Origin of the sequence: Corynebacterium kroppenstedtii (genome assembly GCF_016894245.1) — a bacterium.
Classification (GTDB): Bacteria; Actinomycetota; Actinomycetes; order Mycobacteriales; family Mycobacteriaceae; genus Corynebacterium.
In genome coordinates, this window is record NZ_CP069792.1 from 375,927 (window position 1) to 396,510 (window position 20,584).

At 57.8% G+C, this 20,584-nt stretch carries 16 protein-coding genes; 8 read left to right on the forward strand and 8 right to left on the reverse strand.

Going from position 1 to position 20,584, the window contains the following annotated elements; genetic code table 11:
* On the forward strand, positions 1-975 hold the full coding sequence (locus tag I6J23_RS01860) for a metal ABC transporter permease (RefSeq protein WP_204582302.1): 975 nt from the start codon (positions 1-3) through the stop codon (positions 973-975).
* Here I6J23_RS01860 and rlmB read toward each other — a convergent pair.
* From rlmB to I6J23_RS01875, 3 genes are all read right to left on the reverse strand, one after another.
* Positions 929-1,888 carry a 23S rRNA (guanosine(2251)-2'-O)-methyltransferase RlmB gene (gene rlmB / locus I6J23_RS01865; RefSeq protein WP_204582303.1) on the reverse strand — a complete coding sequence of 320 codons (960 nt, stop codon included), beginning with the start codon at positions 1,886-1,888 and terminating at the stop codon, positions 929-931. The two genes, I6J23_RS01860 and rlmB, sit on opposite strands and share 47 nt — an antisense overlap.
* 79 nt (positions 1,889-1,967) lie before the next feature.
* Positions 1,968-3,389, reverse strand: coding sequence for a cysteine--tRNA ligase (gene cysS, locus I6J23_RS01870; protein ID WP_204582304.1), 1,422 nt, complete (start codon positions 3,387-3,389; stop codon positions 1,968-1,970).
* 40 nt (positions 3,390-3,429) lie between these two features.
* A complete protein-coding gene (locus I6J23_RS01875; protein ID WP_204582305.1) occupies positions 3,430-4,020 on the reverse strand; it encodes a CarD family transcriptional regulator in 591 nt (196 codons plus the stop codon).
* A gap of 212 nt (positions 4,021-4,232) precedes the next feature.
* On the opposite strand from I6J23_RS01875, the gene I6J23_RS01880 reads away from it, so the two are divergent.
* On the forward strand, positions 4,233-4,892 hold the full coding sequence (locus tag I6J23_RS01880) for a hypothetical protein (RefSeq protein WP_204582306.1): 660 nt from the start codon (positions 4,233-4,235) through the stop codon (positions 4,890-4,892).
* Between the two features lie 136 nt (positions 4,893-5,028).
* Here the strand turns inward: I6J23_RS01880 and I6J23_RS01885 are convergent, their stop codons facing one another.
* Both I6J23_RS01885 and I6J23_RS01890 read right to left on the reverse strand, forming a co-directional pair.
* A complete protein-coding gene (locus tag I6J23_RS01885; protein WP_204582307.1) occupies positions 5,029-5,739 on the reverse strand; it encodes a hypothetical protein in 711 nt (236 codons plus the stop codon).
* Between the two features lie 115 nt (positions 5,740-5,854).
* Positions 5,855-6,541 (reverse strand): carbonic anhydrase, encoded by a 687-nt coding sequence (locus I6J23_RS01890; RefSeq protein WP_204582308.1) that lies wholly within the window; start codon positions 6,539-6,541, stop codon positions 5,855-5,857.
* Between the two features lie 289 nt (positions 6,542-6,830).
* On the opposite strand from I6J23_RS01890, the gene I6J23_RS01895 reads away from it, so the two are divergent.
* Entirely contained in the window at positions 6,831-7,874 is a 1,044-nt protein-coding gene (locus I6J23_RS01895) for an A/G-specific adenine glycosylase (RefSeq protein WP_204582309.1), read from the forward strand.
* 52 nt (positions 7,875-7,926) lie between these two features.
* On the opposite strand, the gene I6J23_RS01900 is transcribed toward I6J23_RS01895, so the two are convergent.
* Positions 7,927-10,644 (reverse strand): ATP-dependent Clp protease ATP-binding subunit, encoded by a 2,718-nt coding sequence (locus tag I6J23_RS01900; RefSeq protein WP_204582310.1) that lies wholly within the window; start codon positions 10,642-10,644, stop codon positions 7,927-7,929.
* 680 nt (positions 10,645-11,324) lie between these two features.
* Here I6J23_RS01900 and I6J23_RS01905 point away from each other — a divergent pair.
* A complete protein-coding gene (locus tag I6J23_RS01905) occupies positions 11,325-12,077 on the forward strand; it encodes an SDR family NAD(P)-dependent oxidoreductase (RefSeq protein ID WP_231725427.1) in 753 nt (250 codons plus the stop codon).
* 95 nt (positions 12,078-12,172) lie between these two features.
* Positions 12,173-12,760, forward strand: a complete 588-nt coding sequence (locus tag I6J23_RS01910) for a tRNA (cytidine(34)-2'-O)-methyltransferase (RefSeq protein WP_239454948.1) — start codon at positions 12,173-12,175, stop codon at positions 12,758-12,760.
* A 19-nt stretch (positions 12,761-12,779) separates the two neighbouring features.
* Here I6J23_RS01910 and I6J23_RS01915 read toward each other — a convergent pair whose 3' ends face one another.
* Positions 12,780-16,115, reverse strand: coding sequence for an error-prone DNA polymerase (locus tag I6J23_RS01915; protein ID WP_204582312.1), 3,336 nt, complete (start codon positions 16,113-16,115; stop codon positions 12,780-12,782).
* Positions 16,116-16,550: 435 nt separating this feature from the next.
* On the opposite strand from I6J23_RS01915, the gene I6J23_RS01920 reads away from it, so the two are divergent.
* The 3 genes from I6J23_RS01920 to I6J23_RS01930 are packed head-to-tail and all read left to right on the forward strand — an operon-like array spanning position 16,551 to position 19,353.
* On the forward strand, positions 16,551-17,441 hold the full coding sequence (locus tag I6J23_RS01920) for a MetQ/NlpA family ABC transporter substrate-binding protein (RefSeq protein ID WP_204582313.1): 891 nt from the start codon (positions 16,551-16,553) through the stop codon (positions 17,439-17,441).
* Positions 17,441-18,583, forward strand: a complete 1,143-nt coding sequence (locus I6J23_RS01925; protein WP_204582314.1) for a methionine ABC transporter ATP-binding protein — start codon at positions 17,441-17,443, stop codon at positions 18,581-18,583. Before I6J23_RS01920 ends, I6J23_RS01925 begins: the two co-directional genes overlap by 1 nt.
* Complete coding sequence (locus I6J23_RS01930) at positions 18,583-19,353, forward strand: methionine ABC transporter permease (protein ID WP_412523847.1); 771 nt, start codon at positions 18,583-18,585, stop codon at positions 19,351-19,353. Before I6J23_RS01925 ends, I6J23_RS01930 begins: the two co-directional genes overlap by 1 nt.
* Positions 19,354-19,422: 69 nt before the next feature.
* Here I6J23_RS01930 and I6J23_RS01935 read toward each other — a convergent pair whose 3' ends face one another.
* Entirely contained in the window at positions 19,423-20,559 is a 1,137-nt protein-coding gene (locus I6J23_RS01935) for a sucrase ferredoxin (RefSeq protein WP_204582315.1), read from the reverse strand.
* Positions 20,560-20,584: the final 25 nt, after the last annotated feature.

The window sequence follows — 20,584 nt, forward strand, 5'->3', positions numbered from 1 at the left end:
ATGCCCACTACCACGATTACCTGGGACACCTGGTGGAGTGATACCACCGAACTCCTGCACTACTCCTTCGTCCACCACGCACTGCTGGCCGCCGCGCTACTCGGGATCATCTCCGGACTCATCGCACCGCTCATCGTGATGCGACGCATGTCATTCACCGTGCACGGCACATCGGAGCTCGCGCTGATGGGTGCGTCAGCCGCGCTACTCGCTGGAAGCAACGTCGGCGCCGGCGCAGTCGTCGGCTCCATCGTCGCAGCCATCGCCCTGGCGCTACTGGGAATGCGTGATACCGACAGCACCGTCGGCGTTATTCTCTCCTTCGGGATGGGACTTTCCGTCCTCTTCATCTACATCTACCCCGGCAAAGCGAGCAACGCATTCTCTCTGCTCACCGGCCAAATCGTGGGCGTGTCCGGCGCAGCTGTCGGCACACTCATCGCCATCACCATCATCGTCATAGCGACACTCGGTTTACTGTGGCGCCCGCTCCTCTTTGCTTCCGTCGACCCCGACGTCGCCGCAGCCAGCGGTATCCCCCTGCGCACAATTAGCATCGTGTTCGCCGCACTCGTCGGGCTCGTCGCCGCACAAGGAGTGCAGATCGTCGGCGCGCTCCTCGTCGTGTCCCTCCTCATCACCCCCGGCGCGGCAGCTGTTCACGTGACAGCATCACCACGGAAAGCAGTCCTCTTATCGACGATCTTCGCCGAGGTATCCGCGGTGGGAGGGCTCATTCTCTCCTTGGCCCCGGGACTCCCCGTCAGCGTGTTCGTCACGACGATTTCGTTCGCAATCTACCTGATATGCCGACTCATTGGTTGGCGAACACAGCGCATCATCGTCGGCTCGGAGACCATGCCACGCGACACCACGCCCAGGGCTTCACATCATGACGTCAGCTCCCACGACGTTAACCCTCGAGAGGTCAGCTCCGCGACTTCACCGCACGACGCTGCCGCGCAAACTCGCTGAGCACCACACCAGCCGCGACGGACGCGTTGAGTGACTCGACATTGTCCGCCATCGGGATAGACATCACCGTGTCGCACGTCTCGGAGACCAAACGAGACAGTCCCTTGCCCTCGGACCCAACAACCACCACAACAGGCGTCGTTCCGTCATAGGTATCCAAAGTATGGTCCCCACCAGCGTCTAAACCGACGACCTGATAGCCCTCTTTTTGGAACTGCTTGAGCGCGCGGGTCATGTTCGTTGCCTTCGCGACAGGGAGGCGAGCAGCCGTGCCCGCCGACGTCCGCCACGCAACCGCCGTCACCGACGCGCTACGGCGCTCCGGGATGACAACACCGTGACCGCCAAAAGCAGCCACTGAGCGGATCACGGCACCCAAATTCCTCGGATCCGTGATGTTATCCAAGCACACAATCAACCCCGGCGACGATGACGCATGGGCACGATCAATCAGATCCTGAACATCGACATACTGGTATTCCGGAACGAGCAACCCGAGACCCTGATGCATGCCGTTTCCGGTCATCCGATCCAGCTCAACACGCGGGACCTCCAACACAGTGATCGCACGGTCACCAGCGACGCGCACCGCCTCGGTCAGACGGTCGTCATTATCAGTGCCCTCTGCAACGTATAAAGCCGTTGCAGGAACCTTCGCCCGCAGGCACTCCACCACCGGGTTGCGGCCAACAACAAGCTCCGAACCATGCAAATTGCGCCGGTCATGACGCCCAGATGCCTTCCGCTGCTGCTCAACCTTCCGCTTATGCGCCTTGTGGTACACGCGGTCTTCGGCCTTCGGCGTCGGCCCTTTACCGCGCAAGCCGCGCCGCCGTTGACCCCCAGACCCCTTCGTCGCACCCTTCTTATTCGATTTACGAATAGCGCCTCGGTTCCGCGCATGACCCGCCATTAATCCTCCTTATTTCCCAGTGCCCAACGTGCTTGGTGCGCGATTGTCGCGCGCCCCTCATCCAGCCCGCCCACTGAACCTACTGATCCGACAGCTCCCATTCGGCCCCAGCGGGAGTATCCGTCACAACGATGCCCGCAGCCGCCAACCGATCGCGGACCGCATCAGCCGTCGCCCAGTCTTTCTCAGCGCGAGCTTTCGCACGGATATCCAATTCCGCGCGAACCAGGGTATCCAACGCGTCATGTTCCGCACCGGACTCCGCAGCAATCTCCTGCCACTTCTCGTCCAGCGGATCGACGCCCAGCACAGCAAGCATGGCGCGAACCTGCTCACCTGCAGATACCACGCTCTCGACGGCAGCATCATCGCCCCGACGAGCCGCATCCAAGCGCGAATTGGCCGAACGAACAACATTGTGTACCTCGGCCAACGCAGCCGGAACACCGATGTCATCATTCATCGCGTCGGTGAACGAGTCCGTGACCTCGGAACGGCCCAACGCACGGCCATTCTTCGCCGCCACATTCGACGCCGCGTGAACGAACTTCTCCAGACGCCGATACCCGGCGGCTGCCTCACGGAGAGCGTCCTCTGAAAACTCCAACATGGAGCGATAATGCGCAGACCCTAGATAATAACGCAGCTCAACGGGGCGGACGATCCGAAGCAGATTCGGCACGGACAACACATTGCCCAGAGACTTCGACATCTTCTCACCAGCCATGGTCACCCAGCCGTTATGCATCCAATAGCGGGCAAATCCATCACCCGCAGCATGGGCCTGAGCGATCTCATTCTCATGGTGCGGGAACTTCAAATCCAGACCGCCGGCGTGGATATCAAACTCCGCGCCCAAATACTTCGTCGCCATCGTCGTGCACTCCAAGTGCCACCCCGGACGACCACGGCCCCACGGAGTATCCCAGCTCGGCTCACCCGGCTTCGCAGCCTTCCACAACGTGAAGTCACGCGGATCGCGCTTACCCGTTCCCGCGGATTCTCCCTGGTCCATCTCGTCGAGCTTCTGGCCGGACAGGGAACCATAATCAGGCAACGACATCGGGCTCAAATACACGTTTCCGTCCACAGCGTAACCATGGCCGGCGTCAATAATCCGCTGCATGTACTCGATCATTTCAGTAACATGCCCCGTCGCATGAGGCTCCAACGACGGTGGTGTCACACCCAACTGGTCGTACGCCCACTGGAACTCACGCTCATACGTCGCAGCCCACTCCCACCAGGGGCGATTGTGTTCCGCGGCCTTGTTCAAAATCTTGTCATCAATGTCAGTGACATTCCGGATAAACGCCACGTCAAAGCCCATGTAGGTCAGCCAATTACGCAAAATATCGAAAGCCACGCCCGAACGCAGGTGGCCAATATGTGGCGCCGACTGCACTGTCGCACCACACAAATACACCGACGCGTGTCCCTCGCGGAGGGGAACAAAATCACGTAACTGACGGGACGCGGAATCGAAAATACGTAAAGTCACGCCCCCAGCTTATCGGTTCACAGCGTGACCTAGCGAAAAACTAATCCTCGACGTCCTCGTCTAAGTCAATAATGTCGGAATCCTCCGAGGGGCCCGGCTTCTTCGTCGAATCCTCGTCCTCCCCCAACAACTTGGCGCGATGCCGAGCAATAGCCTCCTGGGCCTCCTGGTACATCGCATCGGCTTTGGCGTCGTCAGTGCCGTCGGCTAGGGCGAGCTCCCCCACCAGCACCTGGCGAGCCTTCGCCAACATGCGCTTCTCACCAGCAGATAGGCCGCGGTCTTGGTCACGGCGCCACAGGTCACGGACAACCTCTGCGACCTTGTTCACATCGCCCGAAGCCAAGCGCTCTTGGTTCGCCTTGTACCGACGAGACCAGTTACCTGCCTCTTCAACATCGGTTTCGCGAAGAACACTGAAAACCTTGAGAAGACCCTCTTCACCGACAACATCGCGAACGCCGACAGACTCCGCGTTCTTTTCCGGAACACGGACCGTTAAGTCCCCCTGGTGAACCTTCAGGACCAAATAATCGACAGTCTCACCTTTAATCTGGCGCTGTTCTTTCTTTTCAATGACGGCAGCACCATGATGCGGGTAAACGACGGTATCCCCAATGTTGAATTCCATGAGTCCCTTCAGCTCCGCCGCGCACGCCCACCGCGTGCGGACAGGTAAACCGGTGTGAAAAATTGACGTTTCAGCACATCTATCATAGCACTACCCCCTGATTAGCCACGACAAACGTCCCAAGACTATGTGGAAACAGACACGTCGCGTTAATGTAATACTTAAATTCTGTGCGCTTAACAGAAAACCCTGACGCAAAATAAGACGAATACGTGGCTGCCCCACAGCTTCCTATGGAGGACAAAATGTCGTTGAAGTCGGCTTCCCTACGTTCCGGCATCGCCATTGTTGCGGCCGGTTCCGCACTGGCTCTCAGTGCATGCGGCGCAGGCCAAATCTCCCAAACCGCTAACCAAGTCCCCGCCGTCGACGGGTCAGCAGCCAATGCTGAGAACAACAACATCACGCTGCGTGATGTAACCGTCCAACCAAAAACAGATGACCACGGCGGAGCCGTCGCCTTTGCCCTTTCTAACATCGACCCCACCAACACTGAGCGCCAGCTCCAGCGTATTAGCGTCGATGGTCAAGAGGTTAAGGTCGATGGCAACAAGGATTTGAAGCCACAGTGCCAAATCGTTGGCAATAACGAAAAAGCCATCGAGGCCATGGGCGCCAACGATGTGAAAACTAACAGCTCTGCGTCAGAGAGCGCCACCGCGAGCCCCAATGGCGAATCACGCATCAACTGCGTCAGCTACGTTCACACCTCCTTTGACGGCAGTCCCACCCCCGGAACCGCCGTCAACGTCACCTTCACCCTGGATAACGGTGAAGTGTCCTTGAAAGCTCCCGTCGCCGCGTCAGTTCCCGAAGCCGGTCAAACCACCCGCGACAACGAAGGCGTCCTGAAGGACGAATTTAAAAATTAGTAGCTGACTAAGAGCTGAAGTGCAGTCCTGTAAACTGATACCCCGGAGGAATCTCCGGGGTTTTCTAATGCCACTCTGCCACTATCCCGTGTAGATGGCCCTCACACGGCTCGGGCGACCAGCCAGGTACTGTGCACTACGTCAAGTTAAACGTCGTCGGTTCTGAGTGCTGATCGCCAATCAAGGTGTGCAGGTAGTACGAACCACTTGGCACCGCGACGCGATCCGAGCACTCCCCCGGCGCGGACGTCGTCCGAGACCAGCTCAGCATATAATTCTTCGTCTGGCCCGGGCCGATATCTAACGCGCCCGTCGCTGCCGGATTGTTGCAGTCCACATCAGACCACACGCGCTCATTGGTCTCAAGGTTGTAGACCTCGAACTTCATTGGAGCCTTCGCCAGATCCGCGTGGCAAGACCCCTTCGTAGGATTATGAGCAATTAAGTAGAAGCGCGGCATTTGCCCTGCATCATACGAGTCCGCGTCCGTGCGCGCCTCTATTTGCAGGTCATTAACATCACACGTGTCTTTTGCGTCGGGTGCCACGGAAGGCTCTTCTGAAGCGTCGGGAGCTTCCGATTCCGACTCTTCAGGGCTGTCCGACTCCGACGACGAGCGTGGGCGTTCCGAGGAACGCGATGACGTCGTCGGCTTCGTCGACTGTGTGGTGGTAGTAACGCTGGATTCCGCCGCGGTTGACGACGAGTCCCCGCCTCCACTCAAGGCCGAAATGATCCACCACAACAACGCGATGACAACCACCACGATGACGACGGCAGCAATTCTCCGTCGACGATAGATCTCGGGTGGATGTGGAAGACCGTTGTAGTTACCTTGAGCGCTCACGTGACTAGATTAACGGGAACTCGCGTTGCCCTGCCGGAAACGAGACGGCGTGTCACCCCACGGGGAGGCTGAGAGTTCGCCAACGAGTGGAGATGCGCACCTGGCTCGCTATACGTCACGGCATCGCAACCCCGCGTGCGGTCACCGCCTCTACTTGGCCGTTTTTCAGTAAATACCGTAAGCCGACAACGCCGACGGAGCCGTCGTTAAGCTTGGCTGTAATTTCGGGGCTGCGACCGACCACGTGATCAACAATGGACCGCACATGCTGCTTTTCGTAGTCATCGGTAGTGGTGTGCCCCTCAGAGCGAGCAACCATGACTGATGGAGCAACTTTCTCCACCAGCACGCGCTGGAATGATTCCGGAACGGCACCCTGGGTCATGGCCTCCGACGCGGCTTTGACTGCACCACAACTCTCATGCCCCAGCACCACAACCAGAGAGACCCCAAGACCTTCTACGGCGAATTCCAGTGAAGCCAGCACAGACATATCGACGATCTCGCCGGCCGTGCGGATCACGAAGACATCGCCAAATCCCTGGTCAAAGAGCAGTTCAACGGGGACGCGGGAGTCCGAACAAGCCAAAACCACAGCCTTCGGAGCCTGCCCCTGGGTCAGACTGGACAGCCGGTCACGATCCTGGTGAGGACGCAGCGCCTTCCCCTGCACGAAGCGGTCATTACCATCCAACAACTGCTGTAACACAGTCTGTGGGGTACGGTCATCCACAGGCCTACTAGGATCCGCGTTCATACTAGGGGTGGCCTGCGGGTTCGAGCCGCGTGCTGATGTCGTCATGAGAATCCTCCGGATGAAAAGTCCACATACTAGTTGCCACTACTCGTCATAGGTAGCTCTACCTCTGCTCATCACCGGCGCACCTCATCAAGGGGCACACGCGGGGTCACCACCAAGCAATGTAACCAGGGGCGTCACTAAACAACCGTACTCAGTTTGTGTGATCACATGGTGTATATCTGCATGGCCACCTCACCATAACCGCACTAACCCCCACCCCCTCACACCTAGCCGTGGCCTCATGCCCGCCCGCAGCACCACCGCCACCGTGGCACTACAATCATTCGCAATGTCTACTGGCCGTTCAGAACCTTTTCTTGTCGACGAACTTAACGACTGGTTTATCCTGGCAGGACGCCATCTTCCCTGGCGTGAACCCGAGTGCTCCGCATGGGGGGTCCTCCTGAGCGAGGTTATGAGCCAGCAAACACCGGTCTCCCGCGTCGAACCTGCTTGGCGTGAATGGATGGACCGTTGGCCCACACCAGCCGATTTCGCCCGGGCCGGACGTGATGACGTCCTCCGCGCATGGGGGCGCCTCGGCTATCCTCGACGCGCTCTACGTCTCCATGAGTGTGCGCAGACGATCGTCGATAGATATTCGGGCGTAGTGCCCGCCACGGTGGCTGAACTGCTCGATTTGCCCGGTATTGGTGAGTACACCGCACGAGCAGTGGCCTGTTTCGCGTACGGCTGGGCTGTTCCTGTGGTGGATACGAATATTCGGCGCGTAATTGCACGTGCCGTCAACGGGAAGTACTTACAGGGCCCAGCGCGGCGTGCGGACTTGGATGATATGCGGGCGCTAATGCCGGTATCGGAGAAACAGGCTAGCTCCTCGGTGGGCGCTATTGTGCAGCGCATTCGTGAGGAGGCCGGGATACCCGAGGTCCCCGTAGAGGCTGGGACTCTTTTCGACGTGCCCGGTGTTGGGCTTGGGCATCTGAGCGATGAGCAGCTGACGGATGTGGAACGCTCTGCGGTATTCTCAGCGTCAATCATGGAGCTCGGGGCACTCGTCTGCACGTCACGAGTAGCGCGCTGCGAGCAGTGCCCCCTCGTCCGCACGTGTGCGTGGCGTCTGGCGGGCTGCCCTGAGCCGACTGAATCGGAGAGGTCCGCCGTAGCCCGTCGCGTTCAGAAGTTTGAAGGTACCGACCGCCAGGTACGCGGGGCCATCATGAAGGTTTTACGCGACGCGACTGGCCCCGTTCCTCGGGACGCGATTGCTCACGCATCGAAGGACGAGGAGCAGCTCCACCGAGCTCTTCACTCACTCCTGGCTGACGGGCTCGTTGTGGATACTGAAGGAAAGCTAGGACTCCCCCGATAGCCCTGGCCCGGCAGGATCCGGGCCGGACCCCTATATCGGGCCGAACCCCTACCTATTCAGATTCGGGCTGGGCGGCGCCGGATCCTGAGCCTGAGGTACCGCCGTCGGGACCACTGCCCGATGAAGCGTTGGAGGAGTACTCCATCGGCACGATCTGATCAGCCTCGTCGGAGGAGTCATCAGCATCGTCCTTGTGCTCCTCCAGGCTGGACTCGCCCTCGCCCATTACGGCACCTGGCTTTGTCGACGTGGAGAACGTGAACTTGGCGTCGTCGCCCTTGCCTTCGCCGTCCCAGTTCTCAACATCCACGGTGACCAGTTCACCGGCGGCAACTTCGCCGTAGAGGATCTTCTCCGAGAGCTGATCCTCAATTTCGCGCTGGATGGTACGGCGCAGTGGCCGGGCACCCAAGACGGGATCAAATCCGCGCTTAGCCAACAGCCGCTTGGCCTTGTCGGTGAGCTCGATATCCATGTCCTTGGCGCGTAGGGCGATGCCCACACGGTTCACCAACAGGTCGACCATCTGAATGATCTGATCCTGGGTGAGCTGGTGGAACACCACGATGTCGTCGATACGGTTGAGGAACTCGGGGCGGAAATGCTTCTTGAGTTCGTCGTTGACTTTCGACTTCATCCGCTCGTAGCGGCCCTCTTCGTCAGTCTCGCCGACTCCAGAGAAGCCCATTCCAACAGCTTTAGAGATGTCGCCGGTGCCCAGGTTCGAGGTGAAGATCAGGACGGTGTTCTTGAAATCGACCACACGACCTTGCCCGTCGGTGAGGCGGCCGTCTTCCAAGACCTGCAATAGGGTGTTGTAGATCTCGTTATTGGCCTTCTCAATCTCATCGAAGAGCACCACAGAGAATGGCTTGCGGCGAACCTTTTCGGTCAGCTGGCCGCCCTCTTCATAGCCGACATACCCCGGAGGGGCACCGAAGAGGCGCGACGCGGTGAACTTGTCGTGGAACTCGGACATGTCGATCTGGATGAGAGCATCGTCTTCGCCGAAGAGGAATTCAGCCAACGCCTTCGACAGCTCGGTCTTTCCGACGCCTGACGGGCCGGCGAAGATGAACGATCCGGACGGGCGACGTGGGTCCTTCAGGCCCGCACGGGTGCGTCGGATAGCGCGGGAGACGGACTTGACTGCGTCTTCCTGGCCGATGATGCGCTTGTGGAGCTCTTCCTCCATGTGCAGCAACCGGTCGGATTCTTCCTCGGTGAGTTTGAACACGGGGATGCCGGTCCAGTTAGCCAGAACCTCCGCGATCTGCTCTTCACCGACTTCGGCAACGTCTTCCAGCTCACCCGAACGCCACTGGCGTTCTTTCTCCTCGCGCTCTTCGCCGAGTTTCCGCTCCTGATCACGCAAGCCAGCGGCTTTTTCGAAATCTTGATCGTCAATAGCCGCTTCTTTTTGCTTACGAATCGTCGCGATTTTCTCGTCGACCTTGCGGAGGGACTCCGGCACTGTCATCCGCTTGATACGCATGCGCGCACCAGCTTCGTCGATAAGGTCGACGGCCTTGTCCGGCAAGAAGCGATCGTTGATGTAGCGATCAGACAACGATGCAGCTGCAACGAGAGCAGCGTCGGTAATCGACACATGATGGTGTGCCTCATACTTCGGGCGCAGGCCCTTCAAAATCTCCACCGACAGTTCGACAGATGGTTCCGGAACCTGAACAGGCTGGAAACGACGCTCCAGGGCGGCATCTTTTTCGATGTGCTTCCGGTACTCATCCAGCGTCGTGGCACCAATGGTCTGGAGCTCACCACGAGCGAGCTTCGGCTTCAACAACGACGCAGCGTCAATGGCGCCTTCGGCCGCACCCGCACCAACAATGGTGTGGATCTCATCGATGAAGAGGATGATGTCGCCACGCTGGTTAATTTCCTTCAGAACCTTCTTCAGGCGCTCTTCAAAGTCACCACGGTAACGAGAACCAGCAACGAGCGATCCCATATCCAGGGAATACAATTGCTTGTCCTTCAAAATCTCCGGAACTTTGCCATTGACGATGTCCAGAGCAAGCCCCTCGACGACGGCGGTTTTACCAACGCCAGGCTCCCCGATCAGGACCGGGTTGTTCTTGGTCCGGCGGCTGAGCACCTGCATAATGCGCTCGATCTCTTTTTCACGGCCAACGACCGGATCGAGCTTGCCGTCCTTCGCAGCCTGCGTGAGATTCCGGCCGAACTGATCAAGGACCAGCGAGTTGGACTTGCGCCCAGACTCGTTACTGGAGGAACGCCCTAACGTGGCCGAACCCACGCCAGCGCCAGCGGGCTCGCTAGTTCCCGGCTCCTGGGACTCGTCGCCCTGGCCTTCGTAGCCCGACAACAGCTGGATAACTTGCTGACGAACGCGCGGTAGATCTGCCCCTAATTTGACAAGCACCTGAGCAGCGACGCCCTCACCCTCACGGATGAGGCCGAGCAGAATGTGCTCGGTACCGATGTACTTGTGGCCTAACTGCAGTGCCTCCCGCAGGGAAAGCTCCAACACTTTCTTCGCGCGCGGGGTAAAGGGGATATAGCCACTGGGCGGCTGTGCCCCCTTGCCAATGATGTCTTCTACTTCGCTGCGGACAGCTTCGCGGGAAATTCCCATCGACTCGAGAGCTTTCGCAGCGACGCCCTCACCCTCACGGATGAGGCCGAGCAGAATGTGCTCTGTACCGATGTAATTGTGATTTAATGCCCTAGCTTCTTCCTGAGCTAACACAACCACACGACGGGCGCGGTCGGTAAACCTCTCAAACATGTACTGTCCTTCGCTTGAAAAATAAGTATTGTCCGGCCGATGAGCTTTTCTTCCAGCACGGTGAATGCTCACCGAACTGGATTCCAGACACACCAGCAGTTTGTGGTTTCACACCACTGTAACGGCTAGGCCGGACATGGACTTCCCCTTAGCGGAGATTACTGGCCCGAAATTGTCGAAAACGCGACTTTACACCTACCATCGCGCCTCTTTTTATGCAGGTCAGGCGCATTTTCGACGGACGCTCAGATGTGCGTACGCCGGGAGCGAACATAGCGATATGAAGCCAAAAAAGTGCACGATCGGTGACGTCACCGCCGAAGCTCACCCCAACGGCGGCTGCGGGGTTTCCCGGTGCTGGCTAAAGTAGCCCAACATAACGATCGCGCTACAGCGCGCATCATCATTAACCAACACCACCACGCGGGAGACACATCATCATGATTCGGAAAAAATCACCTTCACCTCGTCCCGAGGGCTCGGAAGACTCAGTTAGCGGCTCTACCTCGGCAAACGAGACCCAAGAATCACACTTCGACCGCGCCGAGGCTACCGCGAATACCACCGACACCACGGGCGCGCGGCAGGACCAGAGCGTCACTGCATCATCGTTGAATGTGAAATCGAACGCCGGCCAGAGTGTCGTCGAAACGGAACCACGCGGTTTTATTTCTGTCGATTTGAGTGGACGCACAGCCGTCGTCACGGGGGGTGCAGGCGGGATCGGTGCGGCCGCGGCGCGGGCTTTGGCGGCGTCAGGAGCGCACGTCATCGTCGCTGATTTAATTGGTCAGGATACCGACGGAACGGTGGACGACATCCATGAACTCGGTGGTTCCGCAGAAGTGTGGGACGTGGATTTGCGCGATCACGAACTACTGGCAGAGATGACACTCGACTGCGATATTTTGGTCAACTGTGCAGGTTCGCAGGTGATTGCCCATATTGAGGACTACGAGCCAGCAGACTGGGATCGAATTATTGACACCATGTTGACGGCCCCATTTTTGCTGACTCGGGCGGCACTTCCCCATATGTATGAGGAAGAGTGGGGGCGCATTGTGAATGTGTGTAGCGTGCATGGACTCCGTGGATCGGAAGGACGCGTGGCCTACACTTCCGCGATGCATGGCCTGGAGGGGCTGACGAAGGTCACGGCAATTGAGGGTGGACCTCATGGTGTGACGGCGAACTGTGTGAACCCCGGTTTTACGAGGACTGCGCAGGTTCAGAAGCAGATACGGCAGCAGGCTGCGCTGCATTGGCTCCCGGAAGATGAAGTAGTAGAGAAAGTACTGCTGAACCGTAATTCGATCAAAGAAATGGCCACGGTGGATGAGGTTGCTGCGCAAATCATTTGGTTGTGCTCCGACTATGCGCGCCTGATTACCGGCTCTAGTTTGTCTATCGACGGTGGTGCTACGGCTAGCTAAGCGGCAATGCGCACGTTAACGAGTTGCTCGCAGTGGCAGCAGAAATCAGTGGGTCGGGGATGACTGAGGCTGAGTGAGGATGAGTACGGTAATCCATGATGAGTGGAGATGACGTGAGATCGGTGCATGATCGGGGTTCAGTACATGATCGGGCCCATGGGATAGCGCGCGCACTGGGTGAGGACACGATCCGTAACCCCAACCCTCCTCTGCATGTCGTGTTTGACCAGCCGGTGATACCCCCGAACACAGGCAATGCGATTCGAATGTGTGCAGGTGTGGGGGCGCATCTACATTTGTGCGAACCGTTGGGGTTCAACTTGGAGGAAAAGAATTTACGACGCGCCGGGTTGGACTATCACGATTTGGTGGACGTGACTATTCACCCCAGCTTGGACGAGTGTTTGGCGACGTTGGGCGCGGGGATGGCGGATGGGCCGAGGGTGTACGCGTTTACCTCGCATACATCCGTGCGCGTGGACACTGTTTCCTATCAGTGGGGCGATGTGCTCCTTTTCGGTTGCGAGCCAACCGGCCTGAGCGCTGAGGCGTTGGCTGATCCTCGGATTACGAGCCGTGTGCGGATCCCTATGCTTCCTGGGCGCCGCTCGATGAATTTATCCAACGCGGCGGCGGTGGGTGCCTATGAAGCGTGGCGCCAGCTTGGCTACCAGGGCATGTAGGTGGGCGTTGACGTGGGCGTCACCGGAAATCACGTGATGGTCCGGCAAGGGCGGCTCCTCCCAGTGTGGTGTCGAGAGAGTCGATACGGTCTGCCACCACGGCAACGGCACCGGCTGCGTTGTGGACGATTCCCCGTATAGCGACCATGCGCGATGTTTGGGCGACCGTTCTGTAGCGCGTCCAGCACCCGGGGGACACTGTGATATTCGCGAGACCTGTTTCATCTTCCAGACCGAGGAAAACGACGCCTCCTTCTGTACCAGGCCGCTGACGGTGTGTAACTGTCCCCGCGACAGTCACCCGGGTGGAGTCTTCGCACGACGCCAACTGGCTAGTGGATACGATCCCCGCAGTGTCCAGGTGTTTTCGCAGTAGTTCGACGGGGTGAATATCGGCTGTGATGCCCGTCGACGCTATGTCCGCCGCGGCGAGTTCAAACGCGCTCATCCCCGGTAGCGACGGTATGGAAATCTCACTCATCCCGGGGAGCATGCCAGGCCGTTCATGGGCCGCAATTCCTGCAGCCCACAAGCCTTCACGCCGGTCGATCCCCATGCTGCGAAGCGCACCTGCGGTAGCAAGCGCCTCCACTTGGGACACACTGATGCCCGCCCGGCGCGACAGATCCGCAATGCGTGTAAAGGGGCCGCCATCGTGGCGTGCCTGAACAACAGCTTTCGCCCCACGGGTGCCAAGGCCTTTCACAGCGCCGAGCCCCAATCTCAGGCTGTTGGGTGCGCCGGGCTCCAGGTCAGGATTGTCGATGGTAGTGGCCTCCACATCGGAGTGGTTGACGTCGATGGGGAGGATGTCAACGCCGTGGCGTCGGGCGTCGGCAATAAGTGACTGTGGGGAGTAAAACCCCATGGGCTGAGACCGGAGGAGGGCGACGCAGAATTCCGCCGGGTAGTAGCGCTTGAACCATGCGGAGAAGTAGACGATCGACGCGAAGGATTGCGCGTGGGACTCGGGGAATCCGTAGGCGGCGAAGGCAATAATCTTCTTCCATAGTGTGGTGATGGTGGCCTCATCCATGCCGTGCTTGTCTCGGCAGCCGCGGGCGAAGCGTTCATGGAGCTGCTCCATTTTTTTGGCGGAGCGTTTCGACCCCATGGCACGCCGCAGGGCATCAGCCTCAACGGGGGTAAATCCTGCGGCATCGACAGCGACCCGCATCACTTGTTCCTGGAACAGCGGGACACCCAGTGTTTTTGCTAGTGCATCCTTGAGGCAGGGGTGGTCATAGATGACTTCTTCTTCACCATTTCGACGTCGAATGTAGGGGTGGACTGAGCCGCCTTGTATGGGGCCTGGGCGAATGAGGGCAACTTGGACGACGAGGTCGTAGAACTCGCGTGGCTTTAGACGGGGAAGGGCGGACATTTGGGCGCGGGATTCCACTTGGAATACGCCCACAGCGTCGGCGCGGGCGAGCATGGCGTACACGTCGGGGTCGTCAAGCCCTAGTTGCCACAGGTTCACTGTTCGTCCGCGATGGTCGTGGACTTGGTCGATGGCGTGATGTAGGGCTTCCAGCATGCCGAGCCCGAGGAGGTCGAATTTGACGAGACCTCCGCTGGCTGCATCGTCTTTGTCCCACTGGATGATGGAGCGGTTTTCCATTCGTGCCCATTCAACGGGCACGACATCGGCTATCGGGCGGTCACAGATCACCATTCCGCCTGAATGTATGCCCAGGTGGCGGGGTTGTCCGTGGAGCTGATCGGCAAGGGTGGCAACATCGTTGGGGGCGTCGTCCAGGCCACGCACCCATGCGTCGATGCGGCCGGGTGAATACCCTAAGGCGCGAGCTGCATCGCGAAGAGCCCCTCGGCGTCGGTACGTAATAACATTAGCTACCTGAGCAGCATTTTCTCTGCCGTACTTGGTATAGCAATATTGGATAACTTCTTCCCGACGGCCCGACTCAATGTCCAGGTCAATATCCGGGGGCCCTTCTCTTTCCGGGCTGAGGAAGCGTTCGAAGAGGAGATCGGCGGCAACGGGATCGACGTTGGTAATTCCGAGGGAAAAGCATACCGCCGAATTAGCAGACGAGCCTCTCCCCTGCGCAAGGATATTGGCCCGGCGACAAAAGTCGACCAAGTCTGTCACGATGAGGAAGTATCCCGGAAAATTCAAGCTCCCAATCACGTTGAGCTCGTGATCAATTTGCGCCCACGCTGTGGGGTTATCCTCCCGTGAGCCGTAACGTACAGCACCGCGCTCCTCCACCATGTGCTCTAGCCAGGTGATTTCGGTATATCCTTCCGGAACTGGCCAATCGGGAAGCTCCGGCGCAATGGTGGTCAGCGTAAAGGCACATTCATGAGCCACGGCAAGCGTGTTCGTCGTGAGCTCCGGATAGTCGGCGTCGAACATTTCCGCCCCACTGCGCAGGTATGTTCCGCCGATGGGATGCGTGTACGGCTCTGCATCGTCGACATCTTTCCGATACCTCAGCGCTGTTTTCGCCCCTGCTAGGCGGCCACTTTTGGGCCGCGCCGCAGTGGCTGCGGAGGAATACACCGCCGCTAAACCTAGCTGCTCAGCAGCCTCCAATTGTTCTTCATGCCGGTCGGCATCATCGGGCGTGAGTAGCCGGTCCAGCTCCACAACAACCCGAGGAAAATACTTCACTAGCTCATCAAGGTGGGGTGTCCATGAATAATCCGCCAGGATAATCCAGTGGTCACCCCCGCGCCGGGCCAGTTCTTCAATAGTCGGATAGCACACTTTATTCTTCTCGCCCGTACACATGTGGGCTTCGGAAATCACACGCGATAGGCGTCGATAGCCCTCCGCACCTCGGCACAGCACCGTTAGAATTCTTTCGTTGTTCGACGGCATAGCCTGAGGTGAGGAGACCGGGCCTTGCGACGAGGGAGCGGACGAGTGTGACGCCGACGACGACACAGCAGGCGGCGTCAATGTCAGCTCGGCGCCGAAGATGGTAGCGATTCCGGAATCGGCGGCAGCTTCCGCGAACTGAACAGCCCCATATACCCCGTCGCGGTCCACCAATGCGAGTGCTTCTAAACCTAATTCCGCAGCTGAATCCACCATCTCTGCGGGCGATGACGCGCCACGAAGAAATGAGTATGCCGAACATGCGTGCAGTTCAGCGAAAGGAATATGGTCGCGTTGATTAACTACAGCATGGGACCCCTCGCCCTGAGGAGACGCTATTGACGTCATATCCGACAGAGCTGGAGAAACTCCTGGTAACGTGCTATTTGATGAGGTAACCGAGGAAGCAATCGGCTCCGTATCTATTCCTGATAAAATACGCTCCAGCCGCGACCACGACAGTGGCCTGCCATTCATTGAACCTCGAGCCGTCACCCAATCCATAGCGATAGATTAGTACGCATGTTCGATTATCGCTAGTGCTATTTGCCACAACTAAGGCACTGCCTGGTGGCGCCCCATTTTCCCTCACTGCCCACTCTTCACCCCTCACCCCCTACCTCTTCTACACCCCATAACTATCCGGTCGTAATTTCGTCGTAAATCCGTCGCAACATGGCTTGTTACCTCGCCTGTTAGAACCAAATTTTTATATCTCTTCATAAGGAGGCAGAATGAGTCTCGACAATTAGACAGCTTGGTCTATGATTTTGGCCGTTGGGGTATCGGTTCACATGAGCTCATCTCCACCGTGCGAGCATGGCCAACCTTGTCTGGCCTCACCGCTGTGAACTCCTGGTAGGGCGCAGCGTTTTCGAGACTCGCACTAACAATTACGCATCATCACGACAACCATATGAATGAAGGGACACAACGGTCATGGTCACATCATTACGGCGTCTCAGCGCCCTCATCCTGGCATCCGGGCTCACGCTAACCGGCGTCACCGCATGCCATCCGCCGGGAGAAAGCGGAGGCGGATCTAACACCGTGACCATTGGTACGACGGATTCGTCGAAAACGGCATGGACAGTTTTCCGTCAAGAAGCTGAGAAGGAAGGCGTTCACTTGGATGTCCAAGATTTCTCGGATTACAACACCCCGAATACTGCGCTGAGTGAAGGGGTGCTGGATGTGAATTTATTCCAGCACATTAAATTCTTGGCGTCGTATAACGTCGAATCGAATTCGGATCTTGTTCCCGTCGGATCGACTGAAATTGTTCCGCTTGCTTTGTTCTATAAGGGCCATACCGACGTTAATGATCTTAAAGACGGAGCATCGATCGCTATCCCCAATGACAGCACTAACCAAGGCCGAGCTATTAACCTTCTCGAGGCACAGCATTTGGTAACGCTGAAGAAAACTGGTCTTTTGAACCCCACCCCAGCGGATATCGATCAAGCGCAATCGAAGGTCAGTGTAACCCCTGTCGACGCTGCTCAAACGGCTACAGCATGGGGTGAAGGGACGCCCGCCGTCGTGAATAACACATACCTTCTTCGTGCGGGAATTGACCCAAAAACGGCATTAGCCGCTGATGATCCCAAAGCCGATAATGCAAAGCCATATATCAATGTTCTCGCCACTCGGCCTGAAAAGAAGAATGACGAAAACATCAAGAAATTGGTGAAAGTCTGGCACAGCGACGCCGTACAAAAGGCCAATGCGGAGGACACAAAGGGTACGTCCGTATCTGTCGATCTCCCCGCTAACCAACTAGAGGACATTTTGAAAGACACGGAAAAGAAAACACGGGAGGAATCCTAATGGCATCAATTCCAACGGAGAATTCCGCCCAGTCAACTTCCACCCAGCCGACTTCCGGCCAACCGGCTTCCGGCAGCTCCGCACTCACTTTTGATGACCGCCCGACGGATCATGGCACCCGCGTGGAGTTCCGCGATGTCACCAAGACGTTCAAGCAGGGTAAACGGGATACTCACGCACTCAACGGCATTTCTCTCACCGTCGAACCGGGTGAGATTCTTGGCGTTATCGGGTATTCCGGCGCGGGTAAATCCACGCTGGTTCGCATGATTAACGGTTTGGATCGGCCCACTTCGGGCTCGGTCACGCTGGGCAGCACCACGATCACCGACTTGCCGGAGCGGAAACTCCGTGGCCTGCGGAAGAACATCGGCATGATCTTCCAGCAATTCAACCTGATGAACTCCCGCACGGCCGCTGCGAATGTGGCCTACCCTTTAGCCCTGGCCAAGGTGCCGCGCTCTCAGCGCTCCAAGCGCGTGAAGGAATTGCTCGACTTCGTCGGATTGGGCGATAAGGGCAAAAACTACCCTGACCAGCTATCAGGCGGGCAGAAGCAGCGTGTGGGCATTGCGCGTTCACTGGCAACCGACCCTTCACTTCTTCTTGCCGACGAGGCAACGTCGGCTCTCGACCCGGAAACAACTCAAGATGTTCTGGATTTGCTACATAAGGTGAACCGGGAGCTCGGTATCACCATTGTTGTGATCACTCACGAAATGGAAGTTGTCCGTTCTATTGCTGACCGCGTTGCCGTTATGGAAAAGGGCAAGATCGTCGAATATGGGCCAGTCCACGAAATTTTCTCTCACCCTCGTAAGGAAGTGACCAAGCGATTCGTCGCGACTGCTCTTCGTGATACTCCCGAGGGCCGTGAGCGAGATTCTCTGCTCACGGAGGTTGCTGATAATCCGGGTGAGCGACTGATCACGGTTCGTGTCGACGATGCTCGAGATCTGAGCTCGGCGTTTGCCCTGGCTACTGAGCGCAATGTGACCGTCGGCTTTGTGCATGGAGCTGTGAATAATATCCAGGAGCATTCGTTTGGACGGCTCACTGTGAAGCTGACCGGGCCAGAGGACGGCGTCAAGGCTGTTGTTGCCCATCTTGCCGAATTAACCGAGTGTGAGGAGATCAACTAGTGGTCAGCATAGCGTTACATACTGCCGACGCCCTGGCTGGCGTGGGCGCATCAATTCACAACACCGTGGCTCACAGCACCGTGGCGCGCGATCTTGTTCTGGCGTCGGGAACGACGGACTGGAGCAATCTCAAGCCCACAATGATCACAGCGTTTTGGACGACGCTGTGGATGGTGGGGTGGACGATCCTCCTGGGTGGCCTGTTCGGCCTGATTATTGGCGTGTTGCTGTATGCGTCGAGGTCGTCTGGCGTGTTGGCCAATAAGCCCTTGTATTGGACGCTGAATATTTTGGTGAACATTATCCGCCCGATACCGTTCATTATTTTGATTGCGGCGGCCGGCCCTCTGACGAAGGCGGTGATGGGAACAACGATTGGCACGGAGGCGGCAACATTCGTCATGGTGATTGCTGCGACATTTGCGGTGGCCCGCATTGTGGAGCAGAACCTTGTGAGTGTTGATCCTGGCGTTGTTGAAGCTGCTCGGGCGATGGGGGCGTCTCCTCTGAAGATTTTGTGGAGTGTGGTGATCCGCGAGGCTTTGGGCCCGTTGATCTTGGGTTACACGTTCATCTTTATTGCGATTGTCGATATGTCCGCGATGGCTGGCTACATCGGCGGTGGCGGTTTGGGTGACTTCGCTATCACTTATGGTTACCGCGCTTTCGACTGGAATGTCACTTTGGTGGCGACGGTGATCATCATCGTGCTGGTGCAATTCGCCCAGCTGATTGGTAACACGCTTGCACGGCTGGTCATGCGCCGATAGCGCTGGTAGGGCCGTTGACCACGGCGGTGCCGGTACCGCTGGTCATGACGGCGGTCGGCGCGAAATCACTTAGCGAGAGGATCTAGACCTGGGTGACATGTTGTGCCACCCAGGTTTTCCGTCTTTCGGGGGTTTGCCGCACGAGGCCATGACCTTCCCAGCGGACACTTGTTCCAGTTGAACAACCCACGTGTCTCCGCGGGATGTTTCGACGGTTCGCCACGCTGTTTGTGAACGCCAGTCGTTCGGGGTGGCGTTTCTCTGTGCTGCTCCGGCCAGGCGATCATGAGTGTCGGCCGCTATTTTTTCTTCTGCTCTTTGGTGTTCTTGATCTGTCGTTGTTCTGACGACGAGGCTGCCGACGGGAACTGTGTGCGCTCCGAGTTGTTGCGCGACGGCGATTTCGGCAGTCTGTCCTGGCACATCCCAGCAGCCACGACCACGCAAACCTGTGAGGTACATGTGTCCTTGTGCACTGGTTTTCACAGCGTCGATGGCCTGACTTGTGGGGATTCGCCCGTACGAGTATCCCCAAGGAAGCAAGATCATGGTGGCCGCAAAGCGATGTCCTTTGGAGTGCGATGTCTCCCACACTTCATCCCCGGAGAAGCACGTTTGCATCCCCGCTGCGAGGGGCCGTCCTTTAATTGCGCAGCAGCGGTCTCTTTTCCCATGTGTGCAGACAAGCATGATCGGATGGTTGACGCGGTCAACGGGACGGGCGGGCAGTTCGCTTGTTCCCCATGTGCCGTCGGCGAGCGCTTGGATGTCAAGGTGGAGGAGGTCTTCGACGCCGGAAATGCGTGTAGTAAAGCAGGTTCCTTGGTCTGTTCTGGCTATGTAGAGTTTTCTTTCGTCGCGGAATTGCCCAGCTTTACCGGGTTTTCGGATGAACTGCATTGATGCGCCATTGTCTTTAAGGACTTTTTTGAGAGGCGCGGTGAGATCTCCCAAGACATCGTCATCCATAATGTCTCGGCCCCACCCTTTGAGATATTCGACCGCCAAGAAAAGTGTCATGGGTTTGGCTGTGCCGGGGAGGGCTTCGTGGCCAAAATCTGAGCATCGCATAGATTTCCAGGCCTCGTCACCCTGATGGGCCTCGTCACCCTGATGGGCCTCATCACCCTGATGGGCTGAACGTGTGCGTTCTACTGCTCTTTCTTGCGTGGCTTTTTCCTCCATGTACCCTTCCTTGGTGGTCATAGAGCATGAGGGTACCCCCGTGCTG